This window comes from Phenylobacterium sp. GW821-FHT12F10, assembly GCF_058806695.1.
In genome coordinates this window covers 2,306,715-2,322,809 of the sequence record NZ_JBXAPY010000001.1, presented here as the reverse complement: position 1 = coordinate 2,322,809, position 16,095 = coordinate 2,306,715, and the positions used below count along the sequence as shown (strand labels likewise).

The window sequence follows — 16,095 nt, the reverse complement described above, 5'->3', positions numbered from 1 at the left end:
CCGCCTATTCCCCCTCGAACTCGACCCGGCGCACGTCTCCCACCACGAAGATGTAGGACAGCGCCCCGATCAGGGCGATCACGCCGATGAAGGCCAGGGCGTAGAAGAACGAGCCGGTGGCCGCGACGATGAAACCCACCACGATAGGGGTGATGATCCCGGCCAGGTTGGCGCAGAGGTTGAAGACCCCGCCGGTCAGGCCGATCAGCTTCTTGGGCGCCACGTCGGTGATCAGGGTCCAGCCCAGATTGACCATGCCCTGGCCGAAGAAGGCCACGCTCATCACCGCGATCACCAGCTTGTCGGAGGAGACGAAGTTGGCCACCACGATGGTCGAGGCCAGCAGCAGCCCCGAGATGATCGGCAGCTTGCGCGCCAGGTTGGCCGATCCCGTCCGCTTCAGCAGGATGTCGGAGATCAGGCCGCCCACCACCACGCCCACCGAGGCGGCGATGAAGGGCAGGACCGCGTAGATCCCCACCTTCAGCCAGCCCATGTGCCGCTCGGTGGCCAGGTAGGTGGGGAACCAGGTGAGGAAGAAGACCAGGGTCGAGTTGCCGGCGAACTGGCCGATGGAGGCGCCGACGATCTGGCGCTGCTTGAGCAGGAAGCCGATGTGGCTCCAGGCGAACTTGGTCTTCTCGCCCTTGGGGGCCAGGCCGCCGCCGGCGGCGATGTAGTCCAGCTCCGCCTGGTTGGCCGACTTGCTGTCGTGGGGGTCGCGATAGGTGACGAACCAGATCAGGCCGAAGACGATGCCGATGGCGCCGACGATCAGGAACAGGGCCCGCCAGCCGAAGGCGCCGCTGATCCAGAAGAGCACGGGGCTGAGGAAGGCCAGGCCGAAATACTGGCCCACCGAATAGACCCCCGTGGCCCGCGCCCGCTCCTGCTGCGGGAACCAGGTGGAGAGGATGCGGCTGTTGGAGGGGAAGCAGGGCGCCTCGGCGACCCCCAGGCCCAGGCGGTAGAGGATCAGGCTGGGCAGGCCGGTGACCAGGCCCTGCAGCATGGTGAAGCCCGACCACAGGGTGATGGACAGGAAATAGGTCAGGCGCACGCCGACCCGGTCGAGGAAGACCCCGCCGGGAATCTGGGCCGCGGCGTAGGTCCAGGAGAAGGCCGAGAAGACGATCCCCATGACCGCGGCGCTCAGGCCCAGCTCCTTGGTCATCAGGGGCGCGGCCACGCTGATCACCGTGCGATCCAGGTAGTTGATCATGGTGCCCAGGGTCAGCAGGAGCAGGATCACCAGGCGGGCGCGGCTGGCGCGCGGCCGGGTCGCCGAGGGGCTCGAGGCGGTCATGGTCTCAGCCCTTCCTGGCGATCAGATGGGCGATGTGCTCGACCCCCAGGACGTAGCCGTGGACGCCCAGGCCGGTGATCATGCCGGTGGAGACCGCGGTCATGATCGACTTGGACCGCCACTCGGCCTCCCGGCGGTGGATGTTGCTGATGTGGACCTCCACCAGGGGGCAGTCGCACATCTTCAGGGCGTCCAGGACGGGCACCGAATTGTAGCAGAACGCGGCGGGGTTATAGACCACGCCCGCCGATTTCCGGGCCGCGTGGAGCTGCTCGATCATCACGTGCTCGGCGTTGGTCTGGGCGAAGACCAACTCCAGGCCGTGGCGGGCGGCGGCGGCGCGGCACTGGGCCTCGACGTCGGCCAGGGTCTCATGCCCGTAGATCGCCGGCTCCCGCTCGCCCAGCAGGTCGAGATTGGGCCCGTTGAGGACATGGACGGTCTTCGACATTTGTTTCGCTCCCCGGCCGCCGCAGCTTATGCGCGGCTTGCGCGACCTTGATAGCCGCTTCGCTGTTGTATGAACATACCAGTTCGTACAATATGATTCCAAGCGTCGTCGAAGGCCTGGGGAGAAACATCATGGGCGCAACGAGCCTTGTCAAAGCCCGCGCCGCGCTCGCCGCCCTGGCGTTCGCCGCGGCCGGCCTGAGCGGGCAGGGAGCCCGGGCCCAGACCGACTGGCCCACCTACGGCCATGACGCCGGGGGGATGCGCTATTCGCCCCTGACCCAGATCACTCCCGCCAATGTGGCCAAGCTGACGCCGGCCTGGACCTATCACATGAAGCCGGCGACGCCGGCCGCCGCGCCGCCCCCGGCCGGCGCCTCCGACGCCCAGCGCGCGGCCGAGGGCGCCGGCGCGCCCCGGGGCCGGGGCCGGTTCAACCGCCAGCCCTCGTCCCAGGCCACGCCCCTGGTGGTGGGCGGGGTCATGTACCTCACCAACCCCTACGGCAAGGTGGTGGCCCTGGAGCCGGAAACCGGACGGCAGATCTGGTCCTATGACGTGACCGGTCCCGGCCAGCCGTCCCAGCGCGGGGTCGAGTACTGGCCCGGGGACGGCAAGGCTGCGCCGGAGATCCTGTTCGCCACCCGCGACGGCCGGCTGCTGGCCCTGGACGCGGCGACGGGCCAGCCCGTGGCGGGCTTCGGCGACAAGGGGGTGGTGGACCTCAAGACCCCCGAGGTCATGCAGGGCTACACCGGCGGCCAGTACGGCCTGACCTCGCCCCCCATCGTCTACAGGAACCTGGTGATCACCGGCTCGGCGACCCAGGAGTTCCCGGCCATGGGGGCGGCGGGCGACGTGCGCGCCTGGGACGTCCGCACCGGCAAGCTGGCCTGGACCTTCCACACCATCCCACGCAAGGGCGAGTTCGGCCGCGACACCTGGGCCGGCGACAGCGGCGACGGCCGCTCGGGGGCCAATGTCTGGGGCTTCATGACTGTCGATGTCGCCCGGGGCATGCTGTTCATGCCGGTGGCCGCGCCGACCTGGGACCGCTTCGGCGGCGACCGGCTGGGGGCCAACCTGTTCTCCAGCACCATCGTGGCGGTGGACGCCAACACCGGCAAGCGCCTGTGGCACTTCCAGGTGGTGCACCACGACATCTGGGACCTGGACAGCCAGGCCCCGCCGGCCCTGATCGAGCTGAAGCGCGGCGGCAAGACCATCCCGGCCGTCGGCGTGGTGTCGAAGTCGGGGATGTTCTTCCTGCTCGACCGCCTGACCGGCAGGCCGCTCTACGACGTGGAGGAGCGCCCGGTTCCCAAGAGCGACGTGCCGGGCGAGGTCGCCTCGCCGACCCAGCCCTTCCCGGTGAAGCCGCCGCCCTTCGCGCGGCAATCCTTCTCCCTCGACGACATCGCCACGGTGACCCCGGAGCTGGAGGCCTTCTGCCGCGACTTCGTGGTCTCCAACAAGATGCGGTTCGGCGGGCCCTACCTGCCGCTCGGCTTCAACACCCCCACCATCAACTTCCCCGGCCGCCAGGGCGGCGCCAACTGGGGCGGGGGCGCCTTCAACCCGGCCCTGGGCTACTTCTTCGTCAACGCCAACAACCTGGGCCAGGTGGAGCAGCTCACCAAGAACCCTGACGGGACCCTGAGCACCCAGGGCGACAGCTCCGGCCGCTTCTCCGACCGCGACAAGAAGCTGATGTGCCAGAAGCCGCCGTGGGGGACGCTCACCGCCATCAACGTCAACACCGGCGAGATCGCCTGGCAGAGCACGCTCGGGGTCAGCGACAACCTGCCGCCCGAGGTGGCCAAGACCGGCCGACCCAATATCGGCGGCGCCATCGCCACCGCCTCGGGCCTGGTGTTCATCGGCGCCACCGACGACAGCCGCTTCCGCGCCTTCGACGCCAAAACCGGCGCCGAGCTGTGGACCGTCAAGCTGGACGCCTCGGCCCACGCCACCCCCATCACCTATCAGGGCAAGGATGGCCGCCAGTACGTGGCGGTGGTGGCCACCGGGGGCAGCTTCCTCGACAGCCCGATCACCAGCGACGCCCTCAATGTCTTCGTCCTGCCCTAGAGCGAGAAACGCCATGACCCTCCGGTTCGCGGCGCTCGCCGCCATCGCCCTCCTCGGACTGGCCCTGCCGGCCGCGGCCCAGGCGCCGGCCGCCGCCGCCCCGGGCGTCCGCCCGCCGTGGCGCGACCCCTATGCCGGGCAGAAGAAGGTCCTGATCATCGGGGACCTGCACACCGGCAACCAGATCGCCCACGACTCCGTCAGCCACGCCATGGCCACCCTGGAGCAGCTGGGCCGCAAGAGCGGGGCCTATGTGGCCTTCCTGCGCACGGACACCCAGTGGGTCACCAAGGGCGAGACCTGGGGGACCGGCGACTACGCCAAGGGCGGCCGGCGCCAGGCGCCGGGCCGCAACCTCGACTATTTCGACGCCGTGGTCTTCTACACCAACGGCGATCTCGACCTCTCCGACAGCCAGAAGGCCGATCTGCTGGCCTTCGTCCACGAGGACGGCAAGGGCTTCGTCGCCGTCCACACCGCCACCGCGACGGCCAGCAAGTGGCCGGAGTACGGGGAGATGGTGGGGGGCTATTTCGACGACCATCCCTGGGGGATCTTCGACGCCCCGGTGATCGTCGAGGAGCCCGACTTCCCGGCCATGAAGCACCTGCCCAAGAGCTTCACCTTCAGGGACGAGATGTACCAGTACATGACCCCCTATTCGCGGGAGAAGGTCGATGTCCTGGCCCGCCTCGACGCCAGCAAGCTCGACCTGACCAACAAGCGGGTCCACCGCACGGACGGCGATTTCCCGATCGCCTGGGTCAAGACCTACGGCAAGGGGCGGGTGTTCTCCTCGACGATCGGGCATCCGGACGCGGCCTGGGACGACCCCCGCGCCCAGACCATGTACCTGGAAGCCATCAAATGGGTGCTGCGGGAGACCGACGCCCCAGTGAGGCCGCACCCGCTGCCGAAATAGGCCCGCGCGCGACGGGCCGGGACGGGGCGATGGCGGCGAGGAAGTCGGCCACGTCGCGGTCCCCCTTCAGCCGGACCACCGGGCCCCGCGCGAGGCTGTGCAGGGCCTGCGACACCTGAGGCGTCCAGCGCCCGACGCGCAGGATGGCCAGCGCGTAGTCCAGGCCAAAGGCCTCCTCGCAGCCGTCCGGGCGGTCGCTCCGGCTCCGGCCCCGATGGACCACGGTCTTTCGCCAGGCCCGGAACAGCCGCCGCCAGGCCGGCTGGTCGATCCACAGCACCAGGTCGGCCTGCGGCAGGATCAGGTCGCCGAGTTCGGGATAGGCGCCGTCCACGATCCAGCGGCCGGAGGCCAGGGCGCGCGCCAGGTCGGCCCGGACTTCGCCGGTCTCGCGCAGCGTCCAGTCGGGGCCATAGACCAGCCGGTCCAGGTGGATCACCGGCAGGCCCGTCCGTTCGCCGAGCCCGCGCGCCAGGGTCGACTTGCCCGAGCCCGCGCCCCCCAGGATGGCGATGCGCGTCATCGGGCCGCCGGCCCGCGGCCTGGCGGGGGGGACGTCTCCGGCCGGCAGGCTCGCGATGCGCACCCGCGTCCATCCTCCGCCGCGCCAGATCAGCGCCAGGGCGACGGCTTCCACCAGGGCCAGGCTGAACTGCACGGCCACCACGCCGTTCAGCCCGTAGCCCAGCTTGACGCCGACCCACCACATCAGCGGCAGCTGGGCCAGCCACTGGACGACGAAGGGAATGATGGTGGCCGACTTGGTGGCCCCGGCGCCGCGCAGGGCGAAGCCCAGGATGCGGCCGACGGCGTCGATCGCGACCCCCAGCCCCAGCACCTGGACCGGCCAGACCGCCAGCTCCAGGGTCGCGGGCTCGGTCAGGAAGAAGCCCAGCACGGCGCGCGGCGCCAGGGCGGCCAGCAGGCCCAGGGGGAGCATCACCAGCGCGCCGCCGATGGAGACCTGCCAACCCCAGCGCCGGGCGTCCTGAGGATCGCCCCGGCCGAGCGCCTGGCCCACCAGGGCGCCGGCGGCGACCCCCAGCCCCGTCGCCATCTGGATCGGCACGAGCGTCAGGGAGGCCAGCACGTTCAGCACCGCCGCCTGGGCGACGCCCAGCTGGGAGACGATGGCGAAGGCCAGCATCAGGCCGAATTGCAGCAGGCTCTGCTGGGCGCTCACCGGCCAGCCGATCCGCAGGATGGTGGCGACGCCGGCGGCGTCCGGGCCCCGCCGCAGGAAGCCGGGCGCCGGCCTCAGGCGCAGGACCAGGGCGGCCTGGATCGCCAGGCCCGCCAGGGCGGCCAGCGAACTGGCCAGGCCCGCGCCCCCGGCGCCGCCGGCCGAGACCAGCGGCCAGGTGATGGCGATCTGCAGAGGGGCGACGAGGCAGGTCACCAGGAAGGCGATGGCCGGCCGGCCCGAGGCGATCCAGTAGGCGTTCGCCGGAATCGTCAGGCTGAGGAACAGGATCGAGGGGGCGGCGGCGCGCAGATAGGCGGCGCCCGCAGATGCGGCCGCCGGATCCTGCAGCAGCAGGGCGACGGCGTGGGGACCCAGCGCGGCGGCCACCAGGGCCAGCAGCAGGCCGATCGGCGCCGAGAGCGCCAGGCCGTCGGTCAGGGCCTGCCCCGCCTGGGTGGCCTGGCCCGCGCCGGTCTTGCGGGCCACCACCGCCTGGACCCCGGTGTCGAAGCCGAACAGCAGGGCCAGGAGCAGGCCGAAGACCGCGCTCCCAACCCCCAGGCCCGCGAGGGCGCCGTCGCCCTGCTGCCCCACCCGGGCCACGGCGAACAGCTGCACCGCGTTCTGGATGAGGAAGAGCGCCGTCAGCGGCGCGGCGAGACGAACGACCGATACGGCGCGGCCGGGGGGAGGGGGGAAGGACATGGCTGCGAGCTCCTGCGCTTCGGGCCACGGTGGCCCTGAACGCCAGCATCGGACGCCATCTCCCCACGAACGAATGATATCAGTGCAACAGTGAATGCAGATTCATTCAAGTCGGCGGCGGCAGGGCCTTTTCCAGCACCACGAATTCGAGATCGTCCCGCAGGGGCTGGCCGAACCTCTGGTCGCCATAGGGGAAGGGCCGGGTCTCGCCGGTGGGGTCATAGCCGCGGCGGGCGTACCAGGCGATGAGGGTGTCGCGGATATTGACCACGGTCATCCGGATGCGGCGGGCGCCACGGCGCTCGGCGAAGGCCTCGGCGGCGTGCAGCAGGGTGCGGCCCAGGCGCCGGGCCTGGAGGTCGGGTCGGACGGTGAGCATGCCGAGGTACCAGACCCCGGGCTCGGCGGGCTCCAGCCAGACCGTGCCCAGGATCGGGGCCTCGGGATCATCGCGCCAGACCATCAGGGCGGCCTGCGGCTGGACGGCCAGGTCGCGGGTCAGGGTCTCCAGATCGGTTCGCTGGCCGGCCAGATAGTCGGCCTCGGTGGTCCAGCCCTGGCGGGAGGTCTCGCCGCGATAGGCGGAGTTCACCAGGGCGACGATGGCGGGCAGGTCTTGTTCGGCGGCGGGCTGGAGCGGCATGCGAACCCTAAAGTCACGGGTCGCGCGCCCTCGCAAGTCCAAGCTCGGCAGGGCGTCTTCGCCGTTGACTAACGAACTGGTTAGTTTGAAATGTGAGTCCGGAGATGACGGCGCCAGGAAGACGCGCCGCGCGGTGAGGAAACGAAGATGACATCCATGATCGGCCGTGCGCGCCGCGTGACCCTGGGCGCCCTTGCGGTCCTGGCCCTCGGCGGGGCGGCGAGCGCCCAGGTGGTGGAGCGGCCGGCCGGCGAGCCTGTGGCCACCGAGAGCGGCCTGGTGGCGGGCAAGACCCTGGCCTCCGACGTCCGGGCCTATCTGGGCGTGCCCTACGCCAAGCCCCCGGTGCGCGAGCTGCGCTGGCGCGAGCCCCAGCCCGTGGCGCCCTGGAAGGGGATCTACAACGCCGACCGCAAGAGCCCGGAGTGCATCCAGGTCCTGCGCGCCCACAACCTGAACCACTACTTCGGGGAGGAGGCCACGAGCGAGGACTGCCTCTATCTGAATATCTGGACGCCGCCGGCCGCCAAGGCGCCGGCCAAGGCCCCGGTGCTGGTCTGGATCTATGGCGGCGGCTTCACGATCGGCTCGGCCGGCATGGCCAACTATGACGGGGAGGCGATGGCCAGGAAGGGCGTGGTCTTCGTCAACCTCAACTACCGGGTCGGCGCCCTGGGCTTCCTGGCCCATCCGGAGCTGACCGCGGAATCGCCGCATCACGCCTCGGGGAACTACGCCCTGCTGGACCAGGTGGCGGCGCTGAAGTGGATCAGGGCCAATATCGCCAGGTTCGGCGGCGACCCCGACAACGTCACCATCATGGGCCAGTCGGCCGGGGCGGCCTCGGTCTCCTATCTGCAGGCCAGCCCGCTGGGGAAGGGCCTGTTCCAGCACGTGGTGGCCATGAGCGGCAGCGCCGTCGGCTCCAACCGCACCTCCGACCTGGCGGCCGGGGAGGCGACGGGCCTGGCCTATCAGAAGGCGCTCGGGGCGGCCTCCCTGGACGCCATGCGCCAGCTTCCCGCCGACCGCATCCTCAGCCTGCAGGCCGACTGCCAGCTGGGCTGCGCCGGCTCGATCCGGGTGGGACCGATCGTCGATGGCTATTTCCTGCCCAAGTCGCCGCGCGAGATCTTCGTCGACGGGACCCAGAACGATGTGCCGATCATGGTGGGCTTCACCCATGACGAGAGCGGCGGCCCGCTGAAGGCGGCCAAGACGGTGGCGGCCTACGAGGCGGCCGCCCGCGACCTCTACAAGGACAAGGCCGACGCCTTCCTGAAGGCCTATCCGGTGAAGAGCGACGACCAGATCCGCGCCGTGGGCGGGGACGCCGCCCGCGAGACCGCCGTGGAGGCGGCCATGCGCAACTGGGCCCTCCTGCAGGCCCGCACCGGCAAGGCGCCGGTCTACATCTACATGTTCTCCCGGGTGCATCCCTATACGCCGGGCGTGGTCTTCGCCGACCATGATCCCAAGACCGTTGGCGCCTATCACACCGCCGACGTGCCCTACTGGTTCCAGACCCAGGACAGCCTCAACCTGTTCCGCCAGACCCGCACCTGGACCGACTATGACCGGGCCCTGTCGGACCGGATGTCCAACGCCATCATCGCCTTCGCCACCTCGGGCGATCCCAGCGCCCCGGACATGGCCTGGCCGAAGTGGACGCCGAAGTCCGAGAAGCTGATGGAGTTCGGCGACAGCGTCCGCGTCCTGCCGATGAACACCAAGCGTCTGGATTTCGCCGCCACCCTGCCACAGCCGGCCCCGCCCGCGCCGGTCCCCGGCCGCCCGCGCGACTGATCCCTCGAACCCCCGAACCGGAGCGCCCCATGCGTCTCGCGACACGTCTTTGCGGGGCGCTCGCCGCCCTGGCCTTCGCCGCCTCCGCCCAGGCCCAGGTGGTGGAGCGCGAGGTCCCGGAAGGACCCGTGGCCATCGACAGCGGCCGGTTGGCCGGCAAGGTCCTGGACTCCAGCGTGCGCGCCTGGTTCGGCGTGCCCTTCGCCGCCCCGCCGGTGCGCGAGCTGCGCTGGCGGGCGCCGGCGCCGGTCAAGCCCTGGGCCGGGGTGTTCAACGCCGACCGCTTCGCGCCGGAGTGCCCGCAGGGCCTGCGCGCCCACAATATCAACCACTACTTCGGGGAGGAGGCCACCAGCGAGGACTGCCTCTATCTCAACATCTGGGCCCCGCCGCAGAAGGCCGAGAAGCTGCCGGTGATGGTCTGGATCTATGGCGGCGGCTTCTCCGGCGGCTCGGCCAGCATGGCCAACTACGCCGGCGAGAGCCTGGCGCGGAAGGGTGTGGTCTATGTCAGCCTGGCCTATCGCCTGGGCGCCCTGGGCTTCATGGCCCATCCGGCGCTGAGCGCCGAGCAGGGCCACTCGGGCGACTACGGCCTGATGGACCAGGTCGCGGCCCTGCAATGGATCCAGCGCAACATCGCCAGGTTCGGCGGCGACCCGGGCAACGTCACCATCATGGGCCAGTCGGCCGGGGCCATGTCGGTCTCCGACCTGCAGGCCAGCCCGATGGGCAAGGGTCTGTTCCACCGGGCGGTGGGGATGAGCGGCAGCCAGCTCGCCCCCTCCGGCTTCGGGTCCGTAGGGGACAGGGTCCAGGGGGAGGCCAGCGGCCTGGCCCTGCAGAAGGCGCTCGGCGTCGGCTCCCTGGCCGAGATGCGCGACCTGCCCTCCGACCGCATCCTGCAGGCCGCCCGCCAGCTTCCGGGCCAGGCCTTCGCCCCCATCGTCGACGGCCATGTCCTGCCCGACCAGCCGGCCGCCCTGTTCGCCAAGGGTCAGCAGAACGACGTGCCGATCCTGATCGGCTTCACCCGTGACGAGGTGTTCAGCGCCATCGGCCGGCCCCGCACCCTGGCCGACTACCGGGCCGAGGCCGCCCGGTCCTATGGCGACCAGGCCCAGGCCTTCCTCAAGCTCTATCCGGCGAAGACCGAGGCCCAGGTGCGCGCCGTGGCCACCGAGGCCGGCCGCGACTCCTCGGTGGGCCTGGCCCAATGGAGCTGGGCGCGGGGGCAGGGGAGCGGCAAGGCCCCGGCCTATGTCTTCCTGTTCTCCCGGGTTCACCCCTACGCGCCGGGGATCACCTTCGCCGACCATGACCCGGCGAGCGTCGGCGCCTATCACACCGGCGATGTGCCCTACTGGCTGCAGACCCAGGACGCCCTGAACATCTTCCGCCAGACGCGGGTCTGGACCCCCTATGACCGGCAGCTCGCCGAGCAGATGTCCAACGCCCTGGTGACGTTCGCGCGCACCGGCGATCCCAGCGGCGGGGGCCTGGCATGGCCGCGCTACGAGCCCCGCGGCGAGAAGCTGGTGGAGTTCGGCGACTCGGTGGCGGTCCGCGCCTGGCCCAATCGGGACAGGCTGGGCTTCTTCGCGGCGCATCCGGCCCAGTCGGGGGCCCCCGCCGCGCCCCCTGCGAACCGGGCCCGGGATTAGGATCGCGGCGTCCCTGCCGGTGTGTCGCGGCCGAAACGAGTGTCTTTTTATTGACATGTACCATCCGGTTAGTACCATGCCGACAACTAGAGATGAGCGGCTCGCACGCTCCGGTGACGGGGACCCCATGGGTCGCCGTCGGCGGGCATAGGGGCGCCTCAGGGGAAACGAACGGACTTTCGAAATCAGCGCGTCACCGCGCGTGTGAGGCCTGATCCGCCAGGGTCCGGCCGCGCCCGCGCAGAACCGCGCCCGAGAAATGAACGAACCAGACAGTTCGTAATCATAAGGCCAGTCCCGGACACTCGGGACGGCCGCCAAAACGGGGAGGCAGGTATGCTTATGGAACGCCAGGACGGCCGGATCGGCCGCGCGACGAAGTGGATGTGCGGCACGGCGCTGAGCGTCGTCTCGGTGCTGGCGGCGCCTGTCGCCTTCGCCGCCGACGCCCCGACCCAGGTCGAGGAGATCGTGGTCACCGGCACCAGCATCCGCGGCGTGGCCCCGGTGGGGTCGAGCGTCGTGGCCGTCGGCCAGGACCAGATCCAGTCCACCGGCGCCCAGACCATCCAGCAGGTCCTGAAGTCGGTGCCGTCGGTCGTCGGCCTCGGCGCCGCGGGCCAGGGCGCCTTCGGCAGCGCCGACGGCGCGGGCACCAACGCCCCCACCATCCACGGCCTCGGCGCCAGCGCCTCCAACTCCACCCTGATCCTGATCGACGGCCACCGCCTGCCGCTCTCGGGCATCAACCACGCCCTGGCCGACCCCAACATCATCGCGCCCCTGGCCCTGGAGCGGGTCGAGGTGCTGTCGGACGGCGCCTCGTCGGTCTACGGCTCCGACGCCGTGGCCGGGGTCATCAACTTCATCACCCGCCGTGACTTCGACGGCTTCGAGGCCTCGGCCCAGTACGGCTTCGGCCAGGACTACCACACCACCAGCGCGGCCTTCGTGGCCGGCAAGACCTGGGACGGCGGCTCGGTCCTGGCCAGCTACGGCTATTCGGACCGCGCGGCGCTGAGCGCCGGCGACCGGGACTACACCCACGCCGATCACCGCAGCCAGGGCGGCAGCAACCTGGCCAGCTTCGTCTGCGCCCCGGCCAGCATCCAGCCCGCCGGCTCCAGCACGATCTACGGCTATCCCTATACGTCGGGCGTCAGCAACGCGGCGGCCAACGCCTTCTGCGACTACACCGGCATCGCCGATCTGATCCCGGCCGAGACGCGCCACAGCATGCTGGTGAAGATCCAGCAGGACGTCGGCGACCGCCTCAGCCTGACCGGCGACGTGGTCTATTCCAAGCGCGACAACCAGGCCAAGACCACGCGGGGCAACGTCACCGCCACCATCTTCGGCCCGGGCAGCGGCAAGGGCGGCCAGATCAACCCCTTCTATGTCTTCCCCACCGGCAGCACCGCGACCACCGAGACCGTGCGCTTCCAGGGTGACGATCTGCTGGGCCCCGGCGCCCACACCGACTCCGGCGAGGAGACCTTCTACGTCTCCGGCGGCGCGGAATTCCGCATCAACGACAACTGGCGCGCCACCCTCGGCGGCGTCGTCGGCAACAGCCAGTCGCGGCAGCAGATCCTCGGCGCCCTGTGCACCAGCTGCGCCCTGCTGGCCCTGAACGGCACGACCAACGGCGGCGGCAATCAGACGACCCCGTCGATCCCGGGCACCTCCACCATCATCTTGAACTCGCCCCTGACGGCGACCAACGCCTTGGACCCCTTCCATCCGCTGGGCTCCAACCTGACATCGGCGGCGGTCCGCGCGGCGCTGACGGACTCCACCCAGACCTCGCTGGCCAAGCAGACCATCAAGGACGCCACCTTCAAGCTGGATGGGACCCTGTTCGACATGCCGGCCGGCCCGCTGCGGGTGGCGGTGGGCGCCGAGACGATCCGCTACACCATGAAGCAGGACAACACCCGGCCCCTGGGCATCGGCCCGGCCACCGCCGGTTCGGCCACCACCAACCTCACCTATGAGCGCTCGGTGAACTCGGCCTTCGTGGAGGCCCTGGTCCCGCTGGTGGGGCCGGAGATGAACGTCCCCCTGGTGCGTCGCCTGGATGTGAACCTGTCGGGCCGCTACGATAAGTACAGCGACTTCGGCGAGACCTCGAACCCCAAGATCGGGGTGAACTGGGAAGTCATCGACGGCCTGAAGTTCCGCGCCAACTACGCCGAATCCTTCGTGGCCCCGGCCCTCACCAGCCGCGGCGACGCCAACGGGATCACCGGGGAGTCCGGCTTCGGCAACTACGCCCTGGGGACGGTCAATGTGCCGCTGGCGGCCTATCCGTCCCTGGCCGGGGTCCCCGGCTGCACGGCCGGCGCCACCACCTGCCAACTGGGCAGCACCATCACCGGGGTCCAGATCACCGGCGGCAACAAGAACCTCAAACCCCAGACCGGCAAGAGCTGGAGCGTGGGCGCCGACTTCCAGCCCGCCTTCGTCCCCGGCCTGCGCCTGTCGGTGACCTACTGGAACACCCAGATCGAGGGCGGGATCACCGCGCCGAGCGCCGCCCTGGCGGTCAACGCCGCGGGCCTGAACAACCTGCTCACCATCTATCCGGCCGGCGCGACCCCGGCCCAAATCGCCGCGGCCACGGCCGGCCTGCCCCAGACCAGCTCCCTGCCGCCGGTGGTCTACTTCACCTACAACTTCCAGCAGCAGAACGCCCTGAACCTGTGGGTGGCCGGCGTCGACGTCTCGGCCAGCTACAACTTCGACACCCCGATGGGCGGCTTCTCCATCGACGCTATCGGCTCCTACAAGACCCGCTTCCGCCAGCAGGTGGGCACGGGCGGCGCCAAGTTCGACGTGCTCAACACCACCGGCTTCAACACCACCTTCCCCTCGGTGAAGCTGGAGACACGCGTCGGCCTGGGTTGGGAGCACGGCGACCTGTCGGCCAACGTCTACTGGAACCACACCGGCTCCTACCGCAACTACAGCGGCACGACCGTCACCCCGCTGACCCGCAACGCCTCTGGCGTGCCCACCGGCGGCGGCGACAAGGTGGACGCCAACAACACCTTCGACCTGCACGTCCAGTACGACATCCCCGGCGACAACTGGATGGGCAAGACCGAGGTTTTCGTCGACGCCTCCAACCTGTTCGACAAGGACCCGCCCTTCTTCAACGCCACGGCCGGCTACGACAACTTCGTCTCCAGCCCGATCGGTCGCGTGATCACGGTGGGCGCGCGCCTGAAGTACTGATCCCCCGAAGACGCGCCGGCGCTCTCGGCCGCCGCGTCTTCGGGAACTCCCGACGGCCCATCCCCCAAAGGGGGTCGTCACCCCTAGGACTGGGCGGGCTTCGGTCCGCCCTTTTCTGTTTGGAGCCCCCATGACCCCGCACGAGGCGCCGCATCTGAGACCGCCCCGGCGCGCCGACGCCGGCCGCCTGCTGATCGTCGAGACCGCGGCGCCATCGGGTCTCGCCGACTACCTGGCGGGCAAGGGCTACCGGGTGGAGACCGCGCCGCGCTGGCGGGCGAGCGCCTGCGACCTGGTGATCAGCGACTCCGTGGCGGAACTCGAGGGGCGGGCGGGATGGTGCGTCCATCCCGACGGCCCGGCGGTGATCTTGCGCCGCCGGCCCGACGCCGCGCTCAGCCGGGTCGAGGTGCTGGAGCTGGGCTTCGACGACTGCGTGGAGGAGACCTGCACGCCGCGGGAGATGCTGGCCCGGGTGCGGGCGATCCTGCGCCGCCGGGCCCGGTCGCGGGCCGCGCGGGGCGAGGGCGCGCGGCGCTACCTGTTCGCCGGCTGTCGGCTGGAGGTCGCCAGCCAGACCCTGTTCGACGCCCGAGGGCGGCGCATCCTGCTCACCAGCGGCCAGTTCGTGCTGTTGCGGGCCTTCCTGGAGCATCCCGGGGCGGTGCTGACCCGCGACGAACTGGTGCGCCTGACCCAGGGGGACGAGGCCCAGGTCTTCGACCGCGCCGTGGATGTCCATGTCAGCCGCCTGCGCCAGAGGCTGCTGGACGCCGGCGCGGCCGACGTGATCCGCACCCTGCGCGGCAGCGGCTACATGCTGGACGCGCAGGTGGAGAGGCCCTTCGGCGGCTAGCGCCCGAACGGGGCGTCGAGGCTGTCCTGCGGCTGGGTGAACCAGGCCGCCCCGTCCTGAGTGACGTGGAAGTGGTCCTCCAGCCGCACGCCGAAGGTCTCGGGGATGACGATCATCGGCTCGTTGGAAAAGCACATGCCCGGCGCCAGCGGGGTCTTGTCGCCGCGCACCAGATAGGGCGCCTCATGGATCGAGAGACCGATGCCGTGGCCGGTGCGGTGGGGCAGGCCCGGCAGGTCGTAGTCGGGGCTGAAGCCTTCGGCGGCCAGGACGCGGCGGGCGACGGCGTCGATCTCCTCGCAGGGGACGCCGGGCTTCACCGCGGCGAAGGCGGCGGCCTGGGCGCGCTTCTCGACCGCCCAGACGCGGGCCTGTTCGGGGGTGGCCTGGCCGAAGACATAGGTGCGGGTGATGTCGGAGTTGTAGCCCTGGACCCTGCAGCCGGTGTCGATGAGCACGAGCTCGTCCTGCGCCAGGCTCTGGTCGCCCGGCAGGCCGTGGGGATAGGCGCTGGCCACCCCGAACTGCACCGCGCAGAAGGACGAGCCGTCGTCGGCGCCCAGCGCCCGGTGCGCCTGGTCGATGAAGCGGCGGACCTGTGTGGTGGTGATCCCCGGCGCCAGGATGCGGGCGGCGCGGCGGTGGACCTCCAGGGTCATGGCCTTGGCCTGGGACATCAGGGCCAGCTCCGCCGGCGACTTGATCATCCGGCAGCCGTCCACCACGGGCGTCCCGTCCAGCAGGGCGAGGTCCGGGGCGGCCAGGCGCAGGCCATTGAAGACGAAGAAGGGCAGGGCGGGGTCGATGGCCAGGGACCTCGCGCCCAGCTCGGCGAGGGCCTTGGCGGCCAGGGTGTAAGGGCTTTCATGCTCTTCCCAGAGCAGGTCCTCGGCCTCCACCAGCAGGGACGCCTGAAGCGAGCCCAGCTCGAACCGGGGGCAGATCATCTTCAGGGGGCCGCTCAGAGGCAGGACCAGGGCCACCAGGCGCTCGGTGGCGTTCCAGGCGACGCCGGTGAAGTAGCGCAGGGAGGGCCCCGCCCCGATGATCAGGGCGTCGGCGCCGATCTGGCCCATCAGCTCGCGGGCCCGGGCGATGCGGGCGGCGCGCTCCTCCGCGCCGATGGACGGCGCCTTGGGCCAGGGCTTGAGGTCTGCCAGCTGTTCCTCCGCCGTCGATCCGCCGATCCCGTGGGTCATCTGATGCTCCTGGTCTAGCCGCAGCCG

General features: G+C 70.7%; 11 protein-coding genes. 6 read left to right on the top strand and 5 right to left on the bottom strand.

Going from position 1 to position 16,095, the window contains the following annotated elements:
• Positions 1 to 4 precede the first annotated feature (4 nt).
• Together AC1RN5_RS11685 and AC1RN5_RS11680 are read right to left on the bottom strand one after the other, a co-directional pair.
• Positions 5 to 1,306, bottom strand: coding sequence for an MFS transporter (locus tag AC1RN5_RS11685; protein WP_493041314.1), 1,302 nt, complete (start codon positions 1,304 to 1,306; stop codon positions 5 to 7).
• Between the two features lie 4 nt (positions 1,307 to 1,310).
• The gene (locus tag AC1RN5_RS11680; protein ID WP_493041313.1) at positions 1,311 to 1,757 is read right to left on the bottom strand and encodes a type II 3-dehydroquinate dehydratase; all 447 of its coding nucleotides are present in this window, start codon (positions 1,755 to 1,757) and stop codon (positions 1,311 to 1,313) included.
• A 131-nt stretch (positions 1,758 to 1,888) separates the two neighbouring features.
• On the opposite strand from AC1RN5_RS11680, the gene AC1RN5_RS11675 reads away from it, so the two are divergent.
• Together AC1RN5_RS11675 and AC1RN5_RS11670 are read left to right on the top strand one after the other, a co-directional pair.
• Positions 1,889 to 3,847, top strand: coding sequence for a pyrroloquinoline quinone-dependent dehydrogenase (locus AC1RN5_RS11675; protein ID WP_493041312.1), 1,959 nt, complete (start codon positions 1,889 to 1,891; stop codon positions 3,845 to 3,847).
• A 13-nt stretch (positions 3,848 to 3,860) separates the two neighbouring features.
• Positions 3,861 to 4,769 (top strand): ThuA domain-containing protein, encoded by a 909-nt coding sequence (locus AC1RN5_RS11670; protein ID WP_493041311.1) that lies wholly within the window; start codon positions 3,861 to 3,863, stop codon positions 4,767 to 4,769.
• On the opposite strand, the gene AC1RN5_RS11665 is transcribed toward AC1RN5_RS11670, so the two are convergent.
• Entirely contained in the window at positions 4,711 to 6,660 is a 1,950-nt protein-coding gene (locus tag AC1RN5_RS11665) for an MATE family efflux transporter (protein ID WP_493041310.1), read from the bottom strand. The two genes, AC1RN5_RS11670 and AC1RN5_RS11665, sit on opposite strands and share 59 nt — an antisense overlap.
• 106 nt (positions 6,661 to 6,766) lie before the next feature.
• Positions 6,767 to 7,303 (bottom strand): GNAT family N-acetyltransferase, encoded by a 537-nt coding sequence (locus AC1RN5_RS11660; RefSeq protein WP_493041309.1) that lies wholly within the window; start codon positions 7,301 to 7,303, stop codon positions 6,767 to 6,769.
• A 147-nt stretch (positions 7,304 to 7,450) separates the two neighbouring features.
• On the opposite strand from AC1RN5_RS11660, the gene AC1RN5_RS11655 reads away from it, so the two are divergent.
• The 4 genes from AC1RN5_RS11655 to AC1RN5_RS11640 all read left to right on the top strand — a co-directional run bounded on the left by AC1RN5_RS11655 (position 7,451) and on the right by AC1RN5_RS11640 (position 14,869).
• A complete protein-coding gene (locus tag AC1RN5_RS11655; protein WP_493041308.1) occupies positions 7,451 to 9,109 on the top strand; it encodes a carboxylesterase/lipase family protein in 1,659 nt (552 codons plus the stop codon).
• 29 nt (positions 9,110 to 9,138) lie between these two features.
• The gene (locus AC1RN5_RS11650; RefSeq protein WP_493041307.1) at positions 9,139 to 10,773 is read left to right on the top strand and encodes a carboxylesterase/lipase family protein; all 1,635 of its coding nucleotides are present in this window, start codon (positions 9,139 to 9,141) and stop codon (positions 10,771 to 10,773) included.
• Between the two features lie 336 nt (positions 10,774 to 11,109).
• Entirely contained in the window at positions 11,110 to 14,013 is a 2,904-nt protein-coding gene (locus tag AC1RN5_RS11645; RefSeq protein WP_493041306.1) for a TonB-dependent receptor plug domain-containing protein, read from the top strand.
• 130 nt (positions 14,014 to 14,143) lie between these two features.
• On the top strand, positions 14,144 to 14,869 hold the full coding sequence (locus AC1RN5_RS11640) for a winged helix-turn-helix transcriptional regulator (RefSeq protein WP_493041305.1): 726 nt from the start codon (positions 14,144 to 14,146) through the stop codon (positions 14,867 to 14,869).
• On the opposite strand, the gene AC1RN5_RS11635 is transcribed toward AC1RN5_RS11640, so the two are convergent.
• On the bottom strand, positions 14,866 to 16,068 hold the full coding sequence (locus AC1RN5_RS11635; protein WP_493041304.1) for a M24 family metallopeptidase: 1,203 nt from the start codon (positions 16,066 to 16,068) through the stop codon (positions 14,866 to 14,868). The genes AC1RN5_RS11640 and AC1RN5_RS11635 overlap by 4 nt on opposite strands.
• Between the last annotated feature and the right edge of the window lie 27 nt (positions 16,069 to 16,095).